This is a genomic window from Streptomyces sp. 3214.6 (assembly GCF_900129855.1).
In the GTDB taxonomy this organism is placed as follows: domain Bacteria; phylum Actinomycetota; class Actinomycetes; order Streptomycetales; family Streptomycetaceae; genus Streptomyces; species Streptomyces soliscabiei.
This window is the reverse complement of the sequence record NZ_LT670819.1, coordinates 8,376,617-8,398,254: the sequence shown is the minus strand read 5'-3', so window position 1 is coordinate 8,398,254 and position 21,638 is coordinate 8,376,617. Positions and strand designations below refer to the sequence as shown.

The window sequence follows — 21,638 nt, the reverse complement described above, 5'->3', positions numbered from 1 at the left end:
GGCCCCCTCAGACGATCGGGTCGTGGACGGTGACGAGCTTGGTGCCGTCCGGGAAGGTGGCCTCGACCTGCACGTCGTGGATCATCTCGGGGATGCCCTCCATGACGTCGTCGCGGGTGAGCAGCTTGCGGCCGGAGGACATGAGCTCGGCGACCGTACGGCCGTCACGCGCGCCTTCGAGGATGTGCGACGTGATGAGGGCCACGGCCTCCGGGTGGTTCAGCTTGAGCCCACGGGCCCGGCGCTTCTCGGCGACGTCGGCCGCCACGTGGATCAGCAGCCTCTCCTGCTCGTGCGGGGTCAGTTGCACGTCCCACCTCACATCCTCGCTCCGGGCCGTGCGGGGCCCGGTTGCCGCGGCCACGGGGAAAAGTCCCTGGTGGCATGGACCGGCAGGCTAGTTGGACCGCGTTTCGGGCCTGTTAACCGGGCGCTGCCCGATGCATGATCCCGACAGCGGGCGGCGTCCCGCTCATCGACGCGCCCAGGCCCTCCCGCCGTACGGATCCCACGGGAAAAGCGCCCGGGACGACGCCGAGGACCGGACCGTATACAGAGCGACGGCCCTCACGGCCCGGGAGGCGCGCTTACGGCCCGGGCACGACCCACGGGGGCGCGGCCCGGCGCTCGCCGGCCGGCTGCGTCCTCACGAGGGGTTCGGCCCCCGGTGTTCCGCCGCGATGCCGAACCGCTGCTGTTCGCGGGGAGCGGACGCGACCTCGCGCACGGCGGAGACCGAGCGGATCACCGGCTCCTCCACGGGCCGGTCCAGCTCGTCGAGTCGCTCCAGGTCGGCGGCGGAGACGAGGGCGACCAGGGGCTTGCCGTGCCGTGTCACGACGACGCGCTCTCCGCCGTACACCACGCGGTTGATCAGGTCGGCGAGTTCAGCCCTGGCTTGCGTCACCGGAATCTCGTAGGCCATACCCCCATTCTAACGTCACGTACGTCCTGTACATTTTTTACAGATGCGCCCGACGCAGAAGGAGGGGCTTTCCGATGACCCGACCGTCCGCCCGCCATGTCCTGCCCGAGTTCACCGAACGCACGAGCTTCGGCACCCGGACGATGGATCCGTACTCGAAGCTGCTGGAGGAGCGGATCGTCTTCCTGGGGACGCCGATCGACGACTTCTCGGCGAACAACGTGATGGCCCAGTTCATGTACCTGGAGCACAAGGACCCGGACCGGGACATCGCGCTCTACATCAACTCCCCCGGCGGCTCGTTCAGCGCGATGACGGCCCTGTACGACACGATCCGGTATGTCACCTGCGACGTGGAGACGACCTGTCTGGGCCAGGCGGGTTCGTCGGCGGCGGTGCTGCTCGCGGCGGGCACGCCGGGCAAGCGGTTCGCCCTGCCGGGCGCGCGGATGACGATCCGCCAGCCGTCCCTGCCCGAGCCCGTCGAAGGACAGGCCAGCGATCTCGCCATCCAGGCCGATGAACTGGCGCGCATCCGGGCCACCCTGGAGGGGATGCTCGTCCTGCACACCGGGCGCAGCCCGGAGCAGGTCAGCGCGGACATCGAGCGCGACAAGTTCCTCACCGCCCCGGAGGCCCTGGAGTACGGCCTGGTGGACGGCATCATCTCCACCCGCAAGACCTCGGCCGGCGGCCAGGGTGGGAGGTGAGGGGCCGATGGTGCCCGAACTGCCGCCGCTGCCCGCGTTGACGTGCGCCGAGGCCGAGTTGATCGACGGTTACCTCGACGTCGTCGACCTGCTCGGCCGTATCAATCCCGCCCACCACGGCGACACGTACCGCGGGCTGCGGGCCGCCCAGGCTCTGGTGAGCAAGGCCGCCGTACTGCGTGACGCGCTGACGCTGATGCACCAGCGGGGCGAGAACGAGCTGCACGCCCCGACGCTCGCGCGGGCGCTGTGCGTCCTGGACGGGGAGCGCCGCACGGCGCGCGTCACGGTGCCTCCGCTCTCCGACAGTTGACGCGACCCGGCTCCGGCCGGGCGGTCCGCGCCCCGAGCGTGCCGTCCGGCCCGGAGTTGAAACGGACCAGACGGGCGACCCCCGTTCGGCGTAGCGTGCGCTGTCTTCCACGGCCGGTAGAGGTTGCGCAAATGGGCGCTCTTCGGGCGGAATAAAAGGCTCCACCGCTGGTCCGGGGCCCTGTGGCCGCCTTGACACCTGATCGGCCATCAGGGTGTCCACCCGAACGGGTGAGTGGTGAGTAACCCCACAAATCCCCGGTTCCATTGGGATTTTCGGACATCCGTGAGCCAAGATCCCTGACTGACGACAAGCCCCCGCCACAAGAGGCGGGGCGGTCCGGGCGGACGCCGAGTCCTGCCGCCGCCCGGATGACCGGTCGACAGAAGTGCATCGGCAGGAGTGGAGGACCCAAGCACGACGGGTCGCCGGAACGGTCACGCCATGACCGGGCCGAGCAGCCCTTGGGGTGAAGCCGCGTCAGCGGCCGGGCAACTTCGCCAGCCCGAATCCGACAGGTCATCCTTCACAGGCGGCTGACGAAGGGTTGCGCATGACTGCGCTCAATCGTGTCCCGTCGCTCATGGTCCGGGCCGGTACGGCCTCGGCCTTCGCCATCGCCGCCGTCGGCGGCTCGGTCGTGGTTCCCGGGCTCGCCCCGGACGCCTCGGCTGCCACACCGGCGACGAAGGCGCTCCAGATCGCGGCCTCCAAGAAGGGCGCTCCGTACAAGTACGGGGCCACCGGGCCGAAGAGGTTCGACTGCTCCGGGCTCACGCTGTACTCGTACAAGAAGGCGGGCAAGACCCTGCCTCGGACGGCGGCCCAGCAGTACAACAAGACGAAGCACATCTCGGCGTCCAGCCGCAAGGCGGGCGACCTCGTGTTCTTCCACTCGGGTTCGAACGTGTACCACGTCGGGATCTACGCGGGTAACGGCAAGATCTGGCACTCGCCGAAGACCGGGGACGTGGTGAAACTGCAGAAGATCTGGACCAAGAGCGTCTGGTACGGGCGGGTCCGCTGAGCCGGGTCCACTGAGCCTCCCGGGGCGGCGCCGGCGTCCCTGACGCGCCCTCACCGCCCCGGGATCTCGCCCTCCGCCGGGGCAGTCAGGGCTCCGGCCACCGGCTCCGCCAACGGGACGGTCCACGGGAGTACGACGGTGACCGTCTTGCCGCCCTCCCGGGTGGGCCGCACTCTGAGCTTGCCGCCGCACTCCGCGGTCAGCCAGCGAATGATCACCAGGCCTCGGCCGTTGTCCTGCTGGACGGCGGCCGGCAGTCGTTTCGGGAAGCGCGGGTGGCTGTCGGTGACGCCGATGCGCAGCTGTTCGTCACGGTCGAGGACGAGGTCCACCGTGAAGGTGGGGGATTGCCCGAAAGTGTGCTGTACGGCGTTGGTGGCGAGTTCTGAGACGATCAGCCGGACGGTGTCGGCCGCCTCCGTGTCCGCCGGCAGACCCCACTCCCCGAGGGTGCCGACCACGAAGCCGCGGGCCGTGGAGACCGAAGCGGGATCGCTCGGCAGAGTGACGGATGCTTCCAGGTGATCTGCCATGGCGACGTCGTCCCTTTCCCACGGGACCGAAGTCCGACACGGTGCGTGTGGTTCGAGTACGGTCCCGGACTGGTGCTTCTTCGCCAGACTGCCATTACCGCGCCGGTCACGGGTGGCGATCCACCAAGTTATGCATATATCTGTCGCTCGATGCGGTGAACTCTGCGACGACAGAGCGTATTTGGACGGCCCGTAAGGAGTAAGGAGGAGCCCATGCAACACGGTCCCGCGGTGCGCCGCCGGAAACTGGGCGCCGAACTGCGCACACTGCGCACCCAGGCGGGCCTCACCAGTGGTGAGGCGGCCCGGCTCGTGGGCTGGCACCAGTCCAAGGTGAGCCGCATCGAGACCGGCACCAGTGGGTCAAAACCGGCCGATGTGCGGTTACTCCTCGACGCCTACGGTGTGGCCGATCCACAGCTGCGGGAGCTGATGCTGGCGCTGGCGGGCGTCGAGGGCAGCGGCGGTCGGGACCACTGGTGGCACGCCTACCGCGGGGTGCTGCCGCCCACCTACCGGGACTTCATCAGTCTGGAGTCCCAGGCGAGCGCGATGCGCACACTGGAGACGAGTGTGGTACCGGGGCTGCTGCAGACGCCCGAGTACGCGCGTGCGGTGACCAGGGCCGCGGTGGAGGGCGCCGACGAGGAGCAGCTCGACACCCTGGTGGAGGTACGGCTGGCCCGCCAGGACGTGCTGCGCGCGCAGCCGCCGCTGGAGCTGAACGCGGTGCTGGACGAGGCGGTGCTGCGGCGGGAGGTGGGCGGGCCCGAGGTGATGGCGCATCAGCTCGGTCGGCTGGTGGAGGCGGCCCGGCTGCCGCAGGTGAGACTTCAGGTCCTGCCGTTCTCCGCCGGGGCGCATATCGGCCTAACCGGCCCTTTCGTTATCTTCTCATTTTCGCGCACTTCTGATCTGGATGTGGTTGTCCTCGACCACTTGACGAGTAGCCTCTATCTCGAACGGAAAGAAGACCTCCAGGCCTACACCGAGGCCTTCAACGCCCTTCGGGCGCACGCCCTTTCGCCCGGGGACTCATCGGATTACATCGCCGCGATAGCCGACGGCGCGTAAGGAGGCACCATGTCCGCACTACCGCGGAACGTACCTTCCAGTACCGATTCCGATCACCTCCCGCAGGTGCGGTGGCTGCGCAGCAGCTACAGCACGGGAGCGAACAACTGCGTGGAGACCGCCCGGCCGGCCATCGGCCCCTGGGCCGGCCTGCTCGCCGTACGCGACTCCAAGGACCCGGCCGGACCCGCCCTGCTCTTCTCCCCCGAGAGCTGGACGGGCTTCACGGCAGCGTTCCGCTGAGCGCACCGCGGCACAACACACCGCAGTAGTCGGCAAGCGGTGCTCAGCGGCGACCCACGGCCGTGTCACGCCGACTCATGGTCGTGTCTCGTCGATCACCCGTACAGCGCGTTCCAGCTCGGCCCCGGAGAGGTCCGCACGGGCGGTCAGCCTCAGGCGTGAGATGCCGTCGGGCACGGAGGGAGGACGGAAGCAGCCCACGGCCAGGCCTGCCGACCGGCAGTCCGCCGCCCACCGCACGGCCTCCTCCGGGGACGGCGCACGCACGGAGACGACCGCGGCGTCCGGACGCACCGCTTCCAGACCCGCGGCCGTCAGCCGGGAGTACAGCTCGTCCGCCACCGCACGCGCGCGCGGCGCGCGCTGCGGCTCCGCGCGCAGCAGCCTGAGGGCGGCCAGCGCCGCGCCCGCCGCCGCCGGGGCCAGGCCGGTGTCGAAGATGAACGTCCGAGCCGCGTTGAGCAGATGGTCGATCACGCGCGCGGGGCCCAGCACCGCACCGCCCTGACTGCCGAGCGACTTCGACAGCGTGACCGTGACGACGACGTCGGCGGCGCCCGCGAGACCCGCCGCGTACGGAGCGCCTTGGCCGCCGTCCCCGAGCACGCCGAGCCCGTGGGCGTCGTCGAGGACCAGTCCGGCGCCGTGCTCCCGGCAGGCGGCCGCGAGAGCGGCCAGCGGGGCGGCGTCTCCGTCGACGGAGAAGACCGTGTCGGAGACGGCCACGGCCGGGCCGTCGTGCGTGCCGAGCGCCTTGCGCACCGCCTGCGGGTCGGCGTGTCCGACGACCTGGGTGGTACCGCGGGCGAGTCGGCAGCCGTCGATGAGCGAGGCGTGGTTGCCCGCGTCGGAGACGATCAGCGAGCCGTGCGGGGCCAGCGCGGTGACGGCGGCGAGGTTGGCCGCGTACCCGGAGGAGAACACGAGGGCCGCCTCGAACCCGCAGTGCTGCGCGAGCTCCCGCTCCAGCTCGCCGTGCAGCTCGGTGGTGCCGGTGACCAGTCGGGAACCGGTCGCGCCGCCGCCCCACGTCCTGGCGGCCTCCACGGCCCCCGCCACCACCCGGGGATGCCGGGCCAGACCCAGGTAGTCGTTGCTCGCGAGGTCGAGGAGCGGGGAGTCTGCCGTGCGGGGCCGCAGCGTCCGCACAAGTCCGGCGCGGCGGCGCAGCTCCGCCTGCTCGTCGATCCAGCCGAACGCCATGGGTCCTCCGGGCTTTTGTAGGTAGCGGACAGACACTAGCGGCAGCGATCGCCACCCACGGTGTGGCAATACCCACACGTCGAAGCGGGTGTGTTGTGCGATCCCTACCTTGGCCCGAAGCGGGTGCGTAGGACAGGATCGGCTCTCATGGACCTGCTGAACACGCTGGTGGACAAGGGGCTTCGGCGCGAGCTGCCGACCCGCGAGGAAGCTCTGGCCGTCCTCGCCACTTCCGACGACGACGTGCTGGACGTGGTGGCTGCGGCCGGGAAGGTGCGCCGGCACTGGTTCGGGCGACGGGTGAAGCTCAACTATCTCGTCAACCTCAAGTCGGGCCTGTGCCCCGAGGACTGCTCGTACTGCTCGCAGCGGCTCGGCTCCACGGCCGGGATCCTGAAGTACACCTGGCTCAAGCCCGACGAGGCCTCCCGGGCCGCGGCGGCGGGGCTCGCGGGCGGGGCCAAGCGGGTCTGTCTGGTGGCGTCCGGGCGCGGTCCGACGGACCGGGACGTCGACCGGGTGGCCGGCACCATCAAGGCGATCAAGGAAGAGAACGAGGGCGTCGAGGTGTGCGCCTGTCTGGGCCTGCTCTCCGACGGCCAGGCCGAGCGGCTGCGCGAGGCGGGCGCGGACGCCTACAACCACAACCTGAACACCTCCGAGTCGACGTACGGGGACATCACGACCACGCACACGTACGCCGACCGGGTGGACACGGTCAACAAGGCGCACGCGGCCGGCCTGTCGGCCTGCTCGGGCCTGATCGCCGGCATGGGCGAGAGCGACGAGGACCTCGTCGACGTGGTGTTCTCGCTGCGCGCGCTGGACCCCGACTCGGTGCCGGTCAACTTCCTCATCCCGGTCGAGGGCACCCCGCTGGCCAAGGAGTGGAACCTCACCCCGCAGCGGTGTCTGCGGATCCTGGCGATGGTCCGGTTCGTCTGCCCGGACGTCGAGGTGCGCATCGCGGGCGGCCGCGAGGTCCATCTGCGCACCATGCAGCCGCTGGCCCTGCACCTGGCCAACTCGATCTTCCTCGGCGACTACCTCACGACCGAGGGCCAGGCCGGCAAGGCCGACCTGGAGATGATCGCGGACGCCGGGTTCGAGGTGGAGGGCGCGGGCGAGGTCACGCTGCCCGAGCACCGGGTGACGGCGGGCGGTGACTGCGGGTCCCACGAGGGCGGCGGCTGCGGTGCGCACGAGAGCGCGGGCTGTGGGTCCCACGAGGGCGGTGGCGTGTGCGGTGGCGCTGCCGCTGCCGTCGCTGAGGCTCCCGCGGTGAGCGAGCCGCGTACGGACCTGGTCGCCGTGCGCCGCCGCGGCGCCGGTACCGACCTCGCGCCCAATGCCTGAGCTGCCCGTCTCCGAACTGCTGGAGCTCGACCGGCGGCATGTGTGGCATCCCTACGGTCCGATGCCCGGCCGGGTGGACCCGCTCGTCGTCGCGTCGGCGAGCGGGGTACGGCTGCGCCTGGCGGACGGCTCGGGTGAGCTGGTCGACGGCATGTCGTCCTGGTGGTCGGCGATCCACGGCTACAACCACCCCGTGCTGAACGAGGCCGCGCGCGAACAGCTCGGGCGGATGAGCCATGTGATGTTCGGCGGGCTGACCCACGAGCCCGCGGTACGGCTCGCCAAGCTCCTTGTCGACATGTCGCCCGACGGTCTGGAGCATGTCTTCCTCGCCGACTCCGGTTCGGTGTCGGTCGAGGTCGCGGTGAAGATGTGCCTGCAGTACTGGCGTTCGCTGGGCCGCCCGGGCAAGCAGCGGCTGCTGACCTGGCGCGGGGGCTACCACGGCGACACCTGGCAGCCGATGTCCGTGTGCGACCCCGAGGGCGGGATGCACGACCTGTGGACCGGGGTCCTGCCCCGGCAGGTGTTCGTGGACCCGCCGCCGGTCGAGTACGAGGAGTCGTACGCGGAGCGGCTGCGTGCGGCGATCGAGCGGCACGCCGACGAACTGGCCGCGGTGATCGTGGAGCCGGTGGTGCAGGGCGCGGGCGGGATGCGGTTCCACTCCCCCGCGTATCTGCGGGTGCTGCGCGAGGCGTGCGACGCGCACGACGTGCTGCTGGTGTTCGACGAGATCGCGACCGGGTTCGGGCGCACCGGCGCGCTGTTCGCGGCGGGGCACGCGGCGGTGACGCCGGACGTGATGTGCGTCGGCAAGGCGCTGACCGGCGGCTATATGACGATGGCGGCGACCCTGTGCACCTCCCGGGTGGCCGACGGGATCTCGCGGGGCGAGGTGCCGGTGCTGGCGCACGGGCCGACGTTCATGGGCAATCCGCTCGCCGCCGCCGTCGCCTGCACCTCCATCGAACTGCTGCTCGGACAGGACTGGCTCGCTGAGGTCAAGCGGATCGAGACCGGGCTGCGGGACGGGCTGGCCCCCGCCCTCGACATCCCGGGCGTCCAGGACGTCCGGGTCCTCGGCGCCATCGGAGTCGTCCAGCTCGACCACGCGGTGGACATGAAGGCGGCCACGGCGGCGGCCGTGCGGGAGGGCGTCTGGCTTCGCCCGTTCCGCGATCTGGTCTACACGATGCCGCCCTACGTCACCGGTGACGTGGACGTGGCTCGGATCGCGCGCGCGGTGTGCGCCGCGGCGCGGGAGGGATGAACATGCCGATCCTGGTGATCACGGGGACGGGCACGGAGGTCGGCAAGACCGTCACGACGGCCGCGGTCGCCGCGTCGGCGCTGGCGGCGGGGCGCTCGGTGGCCGTGCTGAAGGCCGCGCAGACCGGCGTCGGGCCGGACGAGCCCGGGGACGCCCACGAGGTCGCGCGGCTCGCGGGGGCGCTCACGACGGCCGAACTCGCCCGCTATCCGGAGCCGTTGGCCCCGGCGACGGCGGCACGCCGGGCGGGCCTCGCGCCGGTGCGGCCGTACGAGGTGGTGGAAGCGGCCCAGAAGCTCGCGACGGACCACGACCTGGTGCTCGTCGAGGGCGCGGGCGGTCTGCTCGTACGGTTCGACGAGGCGGGCGGGACGCTGGCCGACGCGGCGCAGGCGCTGCGGGCGCCGGTGCTGGTGGTGGCGTCGGCGGGGCTCGGCACGCTGAACACCACGGAACTGACGGCCCGTGAACTGCGCTCGCGGGGCGTGGAGTTGCTGGGCGTCGTCATCGGCAGCTGGCCCGACTCCCCCGACCTGGCGTCCCGTTGCAACGTGGCGGACCTGCCGGAGGTGGCCGGGGCGCCCCTGCTGGGCGTGCTCCCGGCCGGATCGGGTGCGCTCGCGCCCGCCGACTTCCGTACGGCGGCGCCCGGTTGGCTGGCGCCGCGCCTGGACGGGACGTGGGAGGCGCAGACGTTCCGGACGAGGACCGGTTCGGGCGCTTAGGGTCTGTCGTCGGCGTCCGCGAGCAGCCGTACGAGTTCGATGCGGGAGCGGATGCCGAGGCGGGTGAAGACGCCGCGCAGATGGTGGTCGATGGTGCGGGGGCTGAGGGCGAGGCGGGCGGCGATCTCGCGGTTCGTGGCGCCGTCGGCGGCCATGCGGGCGACCAGGAGTTGCTGCGCGGTCAGGTCGGTCGTCGGGCGTCGGCCGCCACGGTCCGGGGCGGCGGCGGGCGCGCCGAGTGCGCGGAGTTCGGCGCGGGCGGCCTCCGCGCAGTGCGGGGCGCCGAAGGAGTCGAACGCCGCCAGCGCGCTGTGCAGCCGGTCGCGGGCCTCGGTGCGCCGGCGCAGTCGGCGCAGGGCACTGCCGAACAGCAGCTCCGTGCGGGCGCGTTCGACGGCGCGGGCGCCTTCGGCGTGCAGGTCGAGGGCCGTGCGGTAGTGGTCGAGGGCGTCGGCGCCCGGGGTGAGCAGGGCCCGGCAGCGGGCGCTGAGGGCGAGGTCGTCGGAGCTGCCGACGGCACGGGCCCAGCGGTCGTAGTCGGCGTGCGCGGCACGGGCGACGCGGGTGTCGCCGGTGCGGGCGGCGGCCTCGACATAGTGCGGGGTGGCGAGATGGCGGATGGCCCGGTGGCCGTGGCCCGGGCCGGACGCGGCGAGGGCGCGCAGCCGGGTCGCGGCGGCGTCGTAGCGGCCGGAGCCGAGGTCGAGGAAGGCGAGGGCCCACTGTGCGAGGGCGGCGGGCAGGCCCAGCCCGTGGGCGAGGGCGTACGAGCGGGCGGCCGTGGCCCGCTCCCGGCACAGATCGCCGTCGCCGGTGAGCGCGGCGAACATCGCCAGGGCGGCCTGGAGATGGCAGGCGCCGTTGTCCTGTCCGGTGGCGTAGGCCTGCCGCAGGGCGTCCAGCGCGGCGGTCTCGGCGGCCCGCGGGCGGCCGGTCCAGAACTCGGCGTAGGCGCGGAACTCCATGGCCTGGGACACGGCCGTGGTGAGGCCCCGGGCGCGGGCGGCGGCGGCCGCGCGCACGGTGGCGGTGGCGGCGCGGGTGTGGTCGCCGAGCATCAGCGCGGCGATGCCGGCGTGAACGAGAAGGGTGGGGTCACCGCCGGGCCCGCACCGTCCGGCGGTCGCCGCCAGCAGAACGCGCGCATCGTCGTACCGCCCGTCGACGGCCGCGGCGATCCCACCCGACACGCCCGGCGGGTCCACACCCAGCGCCCTGGCGACCGCCCCCACTTCACGACATCGACGCAGGTCACCGGTGTAGACGGCGGCTTCGGCGGCGCGGGCAAGGAGATGGGAGGCGGGGGCGGGGGCAGCCGGGGCGCGGGGCGCCGGGGGGACGGCGCCGCCGGTGCGCGGCGTGCGCGCCGCGCCTGCCAGCAGGGCGTCGAAGGCCTCCGTCGCGTTGCCCGTGCGCAGGGCGAGGATGCCGGTGAGGGCGCCCGAGTGCGTGCGGGCGGCGAGGGTGCGGGAGCGGTCGCCGTCGCCCGAGTGCCAGGCGTCGGTCGCCGCGTCGGCGAGGAGGCGGGACTGTTCGCGAGGGTCCGCGCAGAGCACGGCGGCGCGTTCGGCGAGGGCGCCCGAGAGGGCCGGGTCCGCGGCGGCGCGTGCCTGGGCGGCCGCCGCCGTCAGTTCCGCGGCGAGCCGCGCGCTGGGGCCGAGCGCGCCCGCGCCCCGGTGCCAGGACCTCCGGGGCGTCTCCGCCGGCCCGTGCAGGACGCGGGCGAGCAGTCGGTGGACGTCGCGCCGATCGGCGGGAACGGCCGTCTCGTAGGCGGCGATCCGGGTCCAGGCGTCGCGGAAGCCGACGCCGCCGGCCGTGGAGTAGGCGAGACCGGCCGCCTCGGCCGCCTCCAGGGGGCGGGTGTCCAGGCGGGCGGCGGCCACGGCCCGCAGGAAGGCGTGGGTGGCCACCGGGTACTGGTCGGCGGCGGCCAGCAGAAGCAGCAGCCGGGTGTCCTCCGGCAGGGCGCGGATCTCCCGGCGGTAGTCCCGCAGCAGGGCCGGAGCGAGCTCGGCGGGTTCGGTCGGCAGCGGGTCGAGGCCGGCCCGCTGTCGTTCGGTCAGCCGCGCCGCGAGTTCGGCGGCCGCGCGCGGATCGCCGTATACGAGCCGCAGCACGCGCACGCGGACGCCGTCCGGCAGCGCCGAGGCCGGGCGCGGACCCGCGTCCGGGGGCGTCGGTGGCGAAGTGCGGTCAAGAGGTGGGGGGTTCACCGGTGTCACCACACAACTGACGTTACTGGCGGGTTACTTGAACCGTAAAGACCGGCGATTTCACCGATGCGGCGCGCGTAGACCCGCCGGACACTCCTGGCAACCCCACCCGTTTCAGGAGGCATCATGCAGCGCCCCAAGCGTCGCATCGCCGCGGCTCTCTCGGCCGTGGTCTCTTCGCTCCTGCTGTCACTGTCCTTCTCCGCCCCCACAGCCCACGCGGCGACCCACAACCCGATCGTCTTCGTGCACGGCATCAGCAGCTCGTCGAGCAGCTGGGACGACTGGGTCGCCGACTTCAAGGCCGACGGCTACGCGGCCTCCGAGCTCGACGCGTGGACCTACAGCTGGTCCCAGTCGAACGCCACCACCGCCTCGCAGCTGGCCACCGAGATCAAGAAAGTGCTGGCGAGAACCGGCGCGAGCAAGGTCGACGTCGTCGTCCACTCCATGGGCGCGCTCAGCTCCCGCTACTACCTCAAGAACCTCGGCGGGACGGCGTACGTGGACGACTTCGTCTCCGTCGCCGGCACCAACCACGGCACGTCGGTCGCCGCGTGGTGCAGCTGGCTGTACACCTCGTGCGCCGAGATGGTCACCGGCAGCTCTTTCGTCACCGCGCTCAACTCCGGTGACGAGACCCCGGGCAGCGTGAACTACGCGACCTACTGGTCGAACTGCGACGCCGCCGTCGACCCGGACTCCTCGGCGCTGCTGAGCGGGGCCACCAACGTCGGCGTCGGGTGCATCTCGCACGACGAGATGAACAACGACCACGGCGTGTACGAACGGGTGCGCGACTTCATCCAGTAGCCGCACGCGACGCAACAGCGGGGGTGCGACGGGCCCGCGCGGGGGAGAATCCAGGTAGGCCCGTCCTGCCCGGGAGGTCGCCATGCGACTGTGCTCCACCGGTTCCGGTTCCGGTTCCGGTTCCGGTTCCGGTTCCGGCAAGGTGCTCGGTGATTCCGTCCACCATCCGCTGTTCGCCCGCTGCTACGCCCGGCTGGGCGCGGCCGCGGAGACCCGGGCCGGTCTCGCCGGTGTGCGCGACCGGCTGCTCGCCGGACTCTCCGGCCGGGTCATCGAGATCGGCGCGGGCAACGGGCTCAACTTCGCGCACTATCCCGGCGCCGTCTCGGAGGTCGTCGCGATCGAACCCGAGCGCGGGATGCGGCGGGCGGCGCTGGAGGCCGCCCTGCGCGCCGAGGTCCCGGTCGACGTCGTGCCGGGCGTCGCCGAGGCCCTGCCGGTCAAGAGCGAGGCCTTCGACGCGGCGGTGCTCTCGCTGGTGCTGTGCAGCGTGCGGGACGTGCCACGCGCCCTGGCCGAGCTGCGGCGGGTGCTGCGGCCCGGCGGCGAGGTGCGGTTCCTCGAACACGGGCCGGGCGGCGGCCGAGCGATGCGGTTCACCCAGCGCGCGCTGGACCGTACGGTGTGGCCTCATCTGGCCGGCGGCTGCCGGCTCACCCGTGACGCGGTCGGCGCACTGCGCGAGGCCGGGTTCGAACTCGGTCCGTACGGGCGGCTGTTGCTGCCGGAGAAGGGGCCGCGGCTGCCGTTCTCCTACTGCGTGACCGGTACCGCCCGGCGGCCCGACGCACCCGACTGAGGCCTCACAGGCTCCACTGGCGCAGTTCCTGCGCGATGTCGGACACCGAGGTCTGCCCGTCCTTCACCAGCCGGGCCAGGTCACGGACCTGTTCGGGCGAGGTGGCGACCTTCAGGCCGCTGGCCACGAGATACGCGTATGCGACGGCGCAGGCGAACAGTGCGTTGGAGCGCTCCAACGCGGGGATGTGGATGAGGAGTTGGAGCAGGGCCGCGGCGCGGGCCTGGGGGTCGTCGTAGACGGGGACGTCGAATATCTCGGCCTGGTGGCGTGCCACGGCCGCGACCAGTGCTCCCCAGTCGGTGACCTGGGGGTCCCCCGGGGTGTTCTGTTCGGCGAGCATGAGGAGCCATGCGAGGTCGATACGAAGGTCGCTCAAGGGATCAGCGGCGACCTTCGCGCGTACCGGCCTCGCGGGTACCGGCCTCGCGCGTACCCGTGCCAGGGGTGCCGCCGCCCTCGCGCTCCGCGCCGAACTCCTCCACGAAGACGGCCTCGTACTGCTTCATGAAGTCACTGGCCGCCTCGACGAACGTATGACCGATTTCCCCGGCGTCCTGTCTGACCAGCTCTTCTATGTAGCGGTTGACGCTCATGCCGCGCGCCGTCGCGCGCTCGCGGGCGGCCCGGGCCGTGCCCTCGTCGACGCGTACGTTCAGCTGGGTCTTCGCCATACCTCGACGCTAGCGCCGGGGTGCTAGCAGCGGCAAGGGCGGCCGGGAATCGAAAAGCAATGCGCGGTGTGCGCCGGGTCACACTACGCTCGGCCAGGAGGGGTGCCGGCGCGTAGTCGGCCCGTCCACGCGAGCGAGGAGGAAGCCTTGTCCACACCTGCTGCGGAGCACGCCCCCGGCCTGGCCCTGGCCGACCGGATCGCGGCCCGCGCCCGCGGTCTGACCAAGGCGTACGGCTCGGGCGAGACCACGGTGCTCGCCCTGGACTCGGTGGACGTGGACATCGCGCGCGGCCGTTTCACCGCCGTCATGGGCCCGTCCGGCTCGGGGAAGTCCACGCTGATGCACTGTCTGGCCGGCCTCGACACCGTCTCGGCCGGTCAGGTGTGGCTCGGCGACACCGAGATCACGGGGCTGAAGGAGCGGGAGCTGACCCGGCTGCGGCGGGACCGGATCGGGTTCATGTTCCAGTCGTTCAACCTGATCCCGACGCTCAACGCGGCCGAGAACATCACCCTGCCCATGGACATCGCCGGTCAGAAGCCGGACCAGAAGTGGCTGGACCAGGTGATCGACACGCTGGGCCTGCGGGACCGTCTCAAACACCGGCCGTCGCAGCTGTCCGGCGGCCAGCAGCAGCGCGTGGCCTGCGCCCGGGCGCTCGCCTCCCGGCCCGAGCTGATCTTCGCCGACGAGCCGACCGGCAACCTGGACTCGCGGGCGGGCCTGGAGGTGCTCGCCTTTCTGCGCCAGGCCGTGGACGATCTCGGCCAGAGTGTCGTCATGGTCACCCATGACCCGAGCGCCGCCGCCCACTCCGACCTGGTGCTCTTCCTCGCGGACGGGCGCATCGTGGACGAGATGGAACAGCCCACGGCGGAGGCGGTACTGGAGCGAATGCGCCTTTTCTCCGCGGGAAGCCCCCGGACCCCCGGTTTCGACGGCAGCCGCGCGCTGGTCAACGGCGCCCCCGAGGAGGACTGACCCAGTGCTGAAGGCGACACTGCGAAGCTTTCTCGCGCACAAGGGCCGACTGCTGCTGTCCGCGCTCGCCGTCGTCCTGTCGGTGGCGTTCGTCGCGGGCAGCCTGATCTTCTCCGACACCGTGACGCGCACTTTCGACCGGCTCTTCGCCTCCACGGCGGCGGATGTGACGGTCAAGCCCAAGGACGACCTGAGCTCCTCCGTGCCGACCGGCGCGGTCCAGACCGTGCCCGCCTCCCTCGCCGGGCAGCTGGCCCGCGTGAACGGGGTCGCGTCGGCCCACCCGGACGTGAGCGTGGAGAACATCACGGTCGTCGACAGCGGGAACAAGTCCGTCGGACCCACCACGGGCGCGCCGACCATCGCCACCGACTGGTACCTCACCGACCGCAGCCCCGTGAAGCTGACCGACGGCCACGCCCCGCACGGCGCCGGCGAGGCCATGCTGGACGCCGACACCGCCGACAAGAAGCATGTGAAGATCGGCGACACGCTCACCGTGATGGCCCAGCCGGGCTCGTTCAAAGTGGAGATCGTCGGCATCGCCACCTTCACCACCACCAACCCGGGCGCGGCTCTGGTCTTCCTCGACCCCGGGACGGCCGCCACGAAGCTCCTGGGCTCGGCGGACAGGGCCACGAGCATCTCCGTCGACGCCGCCCACGGCGTGAACGACACGGTGCTCAAGCAGCGCGTCGCCGCAGCGGTCGGCGCCGGGCCCTACGACGTGAAGACCGCCGACGAGCAGGCCAAGTCGTCGGCACAGGCCCTGGGCGGGTTCCTCGACGTCATCAAGTACGTGATGCTCGGCTTCGCCGGGATCGCCGTCCTGGTCGGCGTGTTCCTGATCGTCAACACGTTCTCGATGCTGATCGCCCAGCGCACCCGTGAGCTGGGCCTGCTGCGCGCCCTGGGCGCCGACCGGCGTCAGGTGCGGCGCTCGGTGCTCACCGAGGCGGTGCTGCTCGGCGTCGTCGGCTCGACGCTCGGTCTCGCCGCCGGCATCGGGCTCGCGGCCGGGCTGATCAAGCTGATGAGCGCGTTCGGCATGAACCTGAAGACCACGGAGATGGTCGTCGGCTGGGCGACCCCGGTGGCGGCGTACGTGGTCGGCGTCGGCGTCACCTTCGTGGCGGCCTACCTGCCGGCCCGGCGCGCCGGGACCGTGTCGCCGATGGCGGCGCTGGCGGACGCGGACGTCGCCGGGGTGGGCCGGCCGCTGAAGGTGCGCGCGGCGGTCGGCGCGGTCGTCGGGGCGCTGGGCGTGGCCGCGCTCGTGGGCTGCGTGTCCTCCTCGAAGACGGCGTCGGCGGCCTCCCTGCTGGGCCTGGGCGTGGTCCTCACGCTCATCGCCACGGTCGTCGCGGGCCCGCTCCTGGTGCGTCCGGTGATCCGTGTCCTCGGCGGCGCCTTCCCGGCGCTGTTCGGTTCCGTCGGCCGGATGAGCCAGCGCAACGCGCTGCGCAATCCACGCCGTACGGGCGCCACGGCCGCCGCGCTGATGGTGGGCCTCGCCCTGGTGGGCGGGATGTCGGTGGCGAGCGCCTCCATGTCCAAGTCCTTCGACCAGCAGATCGACCGGACGCTGGGCGCCGACTTCGTCATTCAGAACGCCAACTTCACCCCGTTCTCCAGCGAGGTCACGGAAGCCGTACGCGGCACCGAGGGCGTCGGCCTCGTCGTACGGCAGCGGTTCGCGCCGGTCGCCGTACGGCTGCCCGACGGCAAGCGGATCAAGACGACCGCCACCGGTTACGACGACCGGATCGACGACGTCGCGCATGTCACCTACGCGCAGGGCGACTCGGCGGCCGCGCTGGCCGCCGGCGCCATCGGCATGGACGTCGACTTCGCCAAGGACCACGGGGTGCGGCTCGGCACCGTGCTGCCGGTGGAGTTCCCCGGCGACCGGACGACGTCGCTGAAGGTCGGCGCGCTCACCGACCAGGACTCCGCCGAGGGGTTCGGGACGCGGGGCGGACTGTTCTTCGGGATCGCGACCGTCGAGAAGTATGTGCCGGGCGGGCAGGACTCCGCGCTGTACGTGAACGCGAAATCCGGCACGACGGCCGACCGGCTGCGCCCCCGACTGGACACGACGCTCGACGCGTATCCGCAGGTGCAGGCCCGTGACCAGGCGGACTACAAGAAGCTGGTGCACGACCAGATCGCCGTCCTGCTGTACCTGGTGTACGCGCTGCTCGGGCTCGCGATCGTCATCGCGGTGCTCGGCGTGGTCAACACGCTGGCGCTGTCGGTGGTGGAGCGCACCCGGGAGATCGGGCTGCTGCGCGCCATAGGGCTGGCCCGGCGGCAGTTGCGCCGGATGATCCGGCTGGAGTCGGTGGTGATCGCGGTGTTCGGCGCGGTGCTGGGGCTGGCGCTCGGCCTGGTGTGGGGCGTGTGCATACAGCAGGTGCTGGAGTTGCAGGGCATGAAGGCCCTCGCGATCCCGTGGGGCACGATCGTCGCGGTCGTCGTGGGCTCGGCGGTCGTAGGTGTCGTGGCGGCGCTGCTGCCGGCGTTGCGTGCTTCCCGGATGAACGTGCTGGCGGCGATCGCGCACGAGTGACGGACGGGGTGGAATCCCGGCGCGGACTCAAGTCGCTTGCGGCTGAATAGAGTTCATGCCGCGTCCGTTCCGTTTCGGCGCCGGACTGATCTGCATTGGGAGCGGCTGCGGCGGACGCCGGAGGGGCGGCCGTACCGGGAGGCGTTCGCTCCGGTCGTCGCCGGGCCGCGGGGCCGGTGACCGTCCGGATTCTGGAATTCCGCGCCGCGGTGCGCCGCCCGTGATGGGATCGCCGCATGTCTGATCTGCGGATACGGGCCGCGACGCCCGACGACCTGGACACCGTCCTCGCCTTCTGGAAAGCCGCCGCCGAGGGCACGAGCATCAGCGACGACCCGAGCGGGGTGGAGCGGCTGGTCGCCCGGGACCCGCAGGCGTTGATCCTCGCCGAGCAGGACGGTGAGCTGGTGGGGACGGTGATCGCGGGGTTCGACGGGTGGCGGTGCCATCTGTACCGGCTGGCGGTGCACCCGCGGTGGCGCCGGAGGGGCATCGGCTCGGCGCTGCTGGCCGCCGCCGAGGAGCGGTTCGTACGGCTGGGCGGGCGGCGCGGGGACGCGATGGTGCTCACCCGCAACGAGACGGCGCACCATGCGTGGCGCGCGGCGGGGTATGCGCCGGAGGAGAAATGGCGGCGCTGGGTGAAACCGCTCACCGACTGACCAGATCCCTTTGCTGATCTTTTACCATTGGGGTGCCGTACGGGTCCGTACGGCACCCTGACGACTTGTGAAAGGTGTGAGCGTCCGCCCATGGGCGAGCCTCCCAGTACCCGCACGCGACATCGCGCGTTCCTTCCCGCCCTGTCCGATCCTGGGACGGAGGTGACCCGATGACCGAAGTGCTGCTGCTCCTGGTGGCGATTCTGCTGTCGCTCGCGTGTGGCGCCTTCGTCGCCGCCGAGTTCTCGCTGACCACGGTCGAGCGCAGCGAACTGGAGCGGGCGGTGGAGCGCGGCGAGCGCGGCGCCGCCGGGGCCCTCAAGGCCGTACGGAACCTCACCTTCCAGCTCTCCGGCGCCCAGCTCGGCATCACCGTGACCAACCTGGTGGTCGGCATGCTGTCCGAGCCGTCGATCGCCAAGCTGATCGCCGGGCCGCTGGAGTCGCTCGGCCTGTCGGCCACCACGTCGAGTTCCGTCGCCCTGGTGCTGGGCACGGCCCTGTCGACGGTGTTCCTGATGGTCGTCGGCGAACTCGTGCCGAAGAACTGGGCGATCTCCTCCCCGCTGGCAGTCGCCAAGAGCGTGGGCAACGCGCAGCGCTGGTTCAGCGCCGCCTTCCGCCCGTTCATCAGCCACCTCAACAACACCGCCAACCACGTCGTGCGCCGCTTCGGACTGGAGCCCACCGAGGAACTCGCCGCCGCGCGCGGCCCCCAGGAACTCGCGGCCCTGGCCCGGCACTCCGCCAGGGAGGGCGCTCTGGAGGCGGACACCGCGGAGCTGTTCGTGCGCACACTGAACCTGGCCGACCTGACCGCGGAGAACGTGATGACACCGCGCGTCCAGGTCATCGCCCTGGACGCGGCGGCGACCTGCGAGGACGTGGCGAACGCGACCCGGGCGACGGGCCTGTCCCGGTTCCCCGTGTACCGCGGCAGCCTCGACGCGGTGGTCGGCACCGCGCACATCAAGGACGCGCTCGCGATCCCGGCGGAGCGCCGCGTGCGCGTGCCCGTCTCGGAGATCATGCGCGAGCCCCTGCTCGTACCCGAGTCGCTGACCGTGGACCGGCTGCTGGACCGGCTGTCCGGCAAGCGGACGATGGCCGTCGTCATCGACGAGTACGGCGGCACGGCGGGCGTGGCCACGCTGGAGGACATCGTGGAGGAGGTCGTCGGCGAGGTCCGTGACGAGCACGACCCGCACGAGACGCCCGACCTGGCGCCCGCGGGCACGGACGACGACGGGCGCGCCCTGTATTCGGCCGACGGCGCCGCCCGCACCGACCAGCTCGCACGCGTGGGCCTGCACGCCCCGGAGGGTCCGTACGAGACGCTCGCCGGTCTCGTCGCCGCCGAGCTGGGCCGGATACCGGCCGCGGGCGACACCGTCGAGGTCGCCGGCTGGCGCATGGACGTCGTGGACGCCTCCGGTCGCCGCGCCGCGCGCGTGCTGCTGCACGCGCCGCCCGCCGCGTCGTCCGGAAGTCTTGAACAGGAGGCCGGGAAGTGACCGCCGTCCAGCTGCTGATCGCCCTGGCGACCCTCGTCGTCAACGCGTTCTTCGTCGGCGCCGAGTTCGCGCTGATCTCCGTCCGCCGCTCCCAGATCGAGCCCTACGCCGATCAGGGCGACCGGCGCGCCAAGAGCGTGCTGTGGGGGTTGCAGCACGTGTCCGCGCTGATGGCGGCGGCGCAGCTCGGCATCACGCTGTGCACGCTGATCCTCGGTGTGGTCGCCGAACCGGCCATCGCGCACCTGCTGGAGCCGGTGTTCCACGCGGTGGGTGTGCCCGAGAGCGCCGGACACGCGGTGTCCTTCGTGATCGCGTTGGCCCTCGCCACCTATCTGCACATGCTGCTCGGCGAGATGGTGCCGAAGAACATCGCGCTCGCCGAGCCGGTGCGCAGCGCTCTGCTGCTGGGCCCGCCGCTGGTCACCCTGGCGCGGACGCTGCGTCCGGTGATCTTCGCGATCAACGCCTTCGCGAACGGTCTGCTGAAGCTGCTGCGGATCGAGACGAAGGACGAGGTCGCCGCGGCCTTCTCGGACGCCCAGCTGGCCCAGATCGTGCGGGACGCCGGCGAGGCGGGCCTCATCGACGACCGCGCCCAGGAGCGGCTGCACGACGCCCTGGAGCTGGGCCGGCGCCCGGTGCGCGACGTCGTCCTGCCGCTGGAGCGGGTCGTCCACGCGCGCGTGGGCATCACCCCGGAGGGGCTGGAGCGCCTGGCGGCCGAGTCCGGGTTCTCCCGTTTCCCGGTGGTGGACGAGGGGCGCCGGATCGTCGGCTACCTGCATGTCAAGGACGCTCTCGACGCCTCGCCACAGGACGTGCCGTTCCGGCCGCAGGACATGCGGTCCATCGCGCGGGTGCGGGAGGCGACACCGCTGGACGACGTCCTCACCGCGATGCGCGGCAGCCGTACGCATGTGGCGGCCGTACTCGGCTCGGACGGGCGGCTGGCCGGCCTGGTGACCATGGAGGACGTGCTGCGGGAGCTGTTCGGGCAGCAGGCCTGAGGTCGCGGACGGACACCGACGGGCTTGGCCGGTCCAGAGGTGTCCGTCGACAAGACGTGACTGCGGCAAGAGGTGACCGACCGCCGGGTATGGGACTCGGGCTACCATCTATGTCGCCATGCAGACGAACCCCACACACACCAGCCTGGTCGCGATCGGCGACTCCTTCACCGAAGGCATGTCGGACCTGCTGCCCGACGGCTCCTACCGGGGCTGGGCGGACCTCCTCGCCGCGCGGATGGCCGCCCGCACGCCCGGCTTCCGGTACGCCAACCTGGCCGTGCGCGGCAAGCTCATCGGGCAGATCGTCGACGAGCAGGTGCCGGTGGCGGCGGCGATGGGCGCCGACGTCATCACCCTGGTCGGCGGCCTCAACGACACCCTGCGCCCCAAGTGCGACATGGGCCGGGTCAAGGGCCTGCTGACAGAGGCCGTGGAGCAGCTCGCCCCGGCCTGCAAACAGCTGGTCCTGATGCGCAGCCCGGGTCGGCAGGGGCCCGTCCTGGAGCGGTTCCGGCCGCGCATGGAGGAGCTGTTCGAGTGCGTCGAGGAGCTGGCGGAGCGGCACGGCGCGCTCGTCGTCGACCTGTACGGCGCCGCGTCTCTCGGCGACCCGCGCATGTGGGACGTCGACCGGCTGCACCTGACGCCGGAGGGGCACCGCCGGGTCGCCGAGGCCGTCTGGCAGACCCTCGGCCACGACCCCGAGGACACCGAGTGGCACATGCCGATGCCGGCCACCCCGCCCCCGGGCTGGGCCGCCCGCCGCGTCGCGGACGCCCGCTTCGCCCGGCAGCACCTGCTCCCCTGGATCGGCCGCCGCCTCACCGGCCGCTCCTCGGGGGACGGCCGGACAGGCGCCCAGTTCAACGCCGAGCTGGGCAAAGCCTTCTGGGTCACCCCTGTGGACCACACCAACCCCGGCCCTGTGACGGACTGGGAACGGGTGGGGCCCTGACAGGGCCTGTCCGGCGGCTCACGGGCGGCCATGACCGGATCGGTGCAAGGCCAC

General features: G+C 72.1%; 23 protein-coding genes and 1 riboswitch. Of the genes, 16 read left to right on the top strand and 7 right to left on the bottom strand.

Translation table 11 applies throughout. The features are described from left to right. Positions 1 to 7: 7 nt before the first annotated feature. Positions 8 to 310 (bottom strand): urease subunit gamma, encoded by a 303-nt coding sequence (locus tag B5557_RS38010; RefSeq protein ID WP_010988499.1) that lies wholly within the window; start codon positions 308 to 310, stop codon positions 8 to 10. Between the two features lie 336 nt (positions 311 to 646). After that, entirely contained in the window at positions 647 to 925 is a 279-nt protein-coding gene (locus B5557_RS38005; RefSeq protein ID WP_079663743.1) for a type II toxin-antitoxin system Phd/YefM family antitoxin, read from the bottom strand. 74 nt (positions 926 to 999) lie between these two features. On the opposite strand from B5557_RS38005, the gene B5557_RS38000 reads away from it, so the two are divergent. The 3 genes from B5557_RS38000 to B5557_RS37990 all read left to right on the top strand — a co-directional run bounded on the left by B5557_RS38000 (position 1,000) and on the right by B5557_RS37990 (position 2,975). Further along, positions 1,000 to 1,635: an ATP-dependent Clp protease proteolytic subunit gene (locus B5557_RS38000; protein WP_079663742.1), complete on the top strand. Its 636-nt coding sequence runs from the start codon at positions 1,000 to 1,002 to the stop codon at positions 1,633 to 1,635. 7 nt (positions 1,636 to 1,642) lie between these two features. Next, on the top strand, positions 1,643 to 1,948 hold the full coding sequence (locus B5557_RS37995) for a hypothetical protein (protein ID WP_079663741.1): 306 nt from the start codon (positions 1,643 to 1,645) through the stop codon (positions 1,946 to 1,948). Between the two features lie 379 nt (positions 1,949 to 2,327). Continuing rightward, positions 2,328 to 2,498, top strand: a riboswitch (cyclic di-AMP (ydaO/yuaA leader). A 3-nt stretch (positions 2,499 to 2,501) separates the two neighbouring features. After that, positions 2,502 to 2,975, top strand: coding sequence for a C40 family peptidase (locus B5557_RS37990; protein ID WP_079663740.1), 474 nt, complete (start codon positions 2,502 to 2,504; stop codon positions 2,973 to 2,975). A gap of 50 nt (positions 2,976 to 3,025) precedes the next feature. Here B5557_RS37990 and B5557_RS37985 read toward each other — a convergent pair whose 3' ends face one another. After that, positions 3,026 to 3,508, bottom strand: coding sequence for an ATP-binding protein (locus tag B5557_RS37985; protein ID WP_079663739.1), 483 nt, complete (start codon positions 3,506 to 3,508; stop codon positions 3,026 to 3,028). A gap of 213 nt (positions 3,509 to 3,721) precedes the next feature. On the opposite strand from B5557_RS37985, the gene B5557_RS37980 reads away from it, so the two are divergent. After that, a complete protein-coding gene (locus B5557_RS37980) occupies positions 3,722 to 4,582 on the top strand; it encodes a helix-turn-helix domain-containing protein (RefSeq protein WP_079663738.1) in 861 nt (286 codons plus the stop codon). Positions 4,583 to 4,591: 9 nt separating this feature from the next. Further along, positions 4,592 to 4,825 (top strand): DUF397 domain-containing protein, encoded by a 234-nt coding sequence (locus tag B5557_RS37975; RefSeq protein WP_079663737.1) that lies wholly within the window; start codon positions 4,592 to 4,594, stop codon positions 4,823 to 4,825. A 75-nt stretch (positions 4,826 to 4,900) separates the two neighbouring features. On the opposite strand, the gene B5557_RS37970 is transcribed toward B5557_RS37975, so the two are convergent. Further along, a complete protein-coding gene (locus B5557_RS37970; RefSeq protein WP_079663736.1) occupies positions 4,901 to 6,028 on the bottom strand; it encodes an 8-amino-7-oxononanoate synthase in 1,128 nt (375 codons plus the stop codon). A gap of 147 nt (positions 6,029 to 6,175) precedes the next feature. On the opposite strand from B5557_RS37970, the gene bioB reads away from it, so the two are divergent. From bioB to bioD, 3 genes are read left to right on the top strand one after another with little or no spacing between them, the layout of a single operon-like run. Further along, positions 6,176 to 7,384: a biotin synthase BioB gene (gene bioB / locus B5557_RS37965; RefSeq protein ID WP_079663735.1), complete on the top strand. Its 1,209-nt coding sequence runs from the start codon at positions 6,176 to 6,178 to the stop codon at positions 7,382 to 7,384. Continuing rightward, the gene (locus B5557_RS37960; protein ID WP_079663734.1) at positions 7,377 to 8,657 is read left to right on the top strand and encodes an adenosylmethionine--8-amino-7-oxononanoate transaminase; all 1,281 of its coding nucleotides are present in this window, start codon (positions 7,377 to 7,379) and stop codon (positions 8,655 to 8,657) included. The genes bioB and B5557_RS37960 overlap by 8 nt, the downstream gene beginning before the upstream one ends. Positions 8,658 to 8,659: 2 nt before the next feature. Beyond that, positions 8,660 to 9,382: a dethiobiotin synthase gene (bioD, locus tag B5557_RS37955; protein ID WP_079663733.1), complete on the top strand. Its 723-nt coding sequence runs from the start codon at positions 8,660 to 8,662 to the stop codon at positions 9,380 to 9,382. Here the strand turns inward: bioD and B5557_RS37950 are convergent. Continuing rightward, on the bottom strand, positions 9,379 to 11,607 hold the full coding sequence (locus tag B5557_RS37950; protein WP_231976501.1) for a LuxR family transcriptional regulator: 2,229 nt from the start codon (positions 11,605 to 11,607) through the stop codon (positions 9,379 to 9,381). The genes bioD and B5557_RS37950 overlap by 4 nt on opposite strands. A 117-nt stretch (positions 11,608 to 11,724) precedes the next feature. Between B5557_RS37950 and B5557_RS37945 the strand changes: the two genes are divergently transcribed. Together B5557_RS37945 and B5557_RS37940 are read left to right on the top strand one after the other, a co-directional pair. Further along, positions 11,725 to 12,411 (top strand): esterase/lipase family protein, encoded by a 687-nt coding sequence (locus B5557_RS37945; RefSeq protein WP_079663731.1) that lies wholly within the window; start codon positions 11,725 to 11,727, stop codon positions 12,409 to 12,411. Positions 12,412 to 12,493: 82 nt separating this feature from the next. After that, the gene (locus tag B5557_RS37940; RefSeq protein WP_079663730.1) at positions 12,494 to 13,210 is read left to right on the top strand and encodes a class I SAM-dependent methyltransferase; all 717 of its coding nucleotides are present in this window, start codon (positions 12,494 to 12,496) and stop codon (positions 13,208 to 13,210) included. 4 nt (positions 13,211 to 13,214) lie between these two features. On the opposite strand, the gene B5557_RS37935 is transcribed toward B5557_RS37940, so the two are convergent. After that, entirely contained in the window at positions 13,215 to 13,589 is a 375-nt protein-coding gene (locus tag B5557_RS37935; protein WP_079663729.1) for a fic family toxin-antitoxin system, toxin component, read from the bottom strand. A gap of 4 nt (positions 13,590 to 13,593) precedes the next feature. Further along, positions 13,594 to 13,884: a toxin-antitoxin system, antitoxin component gene (locus tag B5557_RS37930; protein WP_079663728.1), complete on the bottom strand. Its 291-nt coding sequence runs from the start codon at positions 13,882 to 13,884 to the stop codon at positions 13,594 to 13,596. 147 nt (positions 13,885 to 14,031) lie between these two features. On the opposite strand from B5557_RS37930, the gene B5557_RS37925 reads away from it, so the two are divergent. The 6 genes from B5557_RS37925 to B5557_RS37900 all read left to right on the top strand — a co-directional run bounded on the left by B5557_RS37925 (position 14,032) and on the right by B5557_RS37900 (position 21,584). Further along, entirely contained in the window at positions 14,032 to 14,868 is an 837-nt protein-coding gene (locus B5557_RS37925; RefSeq protein ID WP_079663727.1) for an ABC transporter ATP-binding protein, read from the top strand. A 4-nt stretch (positions 14,869 to 14,872) separates the two neighbouring features. Further along, the gene (locus tag B5557_RS37920; RefSeq protein WP_079663726.1) at positions 14,873 to 17,440 is read left to right on the top strand and encodes an ABC transporter permease; all 2,568 of its coding nucleotides are present in this window, start codon (positions 14,873 to 14,875) and stop codon (positions 17,438 to 17,440) included. A gap of 236 nt (positions 17,441 to 17,676) precedes the next feature. Then, positions 17,677 to 18,102 (top strand): GNAT family N-acetyltransferase, encoded by a 426-nt coding sequence (locus B5557_RS37915; RefSeq protein ID WP_079663725.1) that lies wholly within the window; start codon positions 17,677 to 17,679, stop codon positions 18,100 to 18,102. A 170-nt stretch (positions 18,103 to 18,272) separates the two neighbouring features. Then, on the top strand, positions 18,273 to 19,616 hold the full coding sequence (locus B5557_RS37910) for a hemolysin family protein (protein WP_079663724.1): 1,344 nt from the start codon (positions 18,273 to 18,275) through the stop codon (positions 19,614 to 19,616). Continuing rightward, positions 19,613 to 20,626: a hemolysin family protein gene (locus B5557_RS37905; RefSeq protein WP_079663723.1), complete on the top strand. Its 1,014-nt coding sequence runs from the start codon at positions 19,613 to 19,615 to the stop codon at positions 20,624 to 20,626. Before B5557_RS37910 ends, B5557_RS37905 begins: the two co-directional genes overlap by 4 nt. Before the next feature lie 118 nt (positions 20,627 to 20,744). Continuing rightward, complete coding sequence (locus B5557_RS37900) at positions 20,745 to 21,584, top strand: SGNH/GDSL hydrolase family protein (protein ID WP_079663722.1); 840 nt, start codon at positions 20,745 to 20,747, stop codon at positions 21,582 to 21,584. Positions 21,585 to 21,638 lie beyond the last annotated feature (54 nt).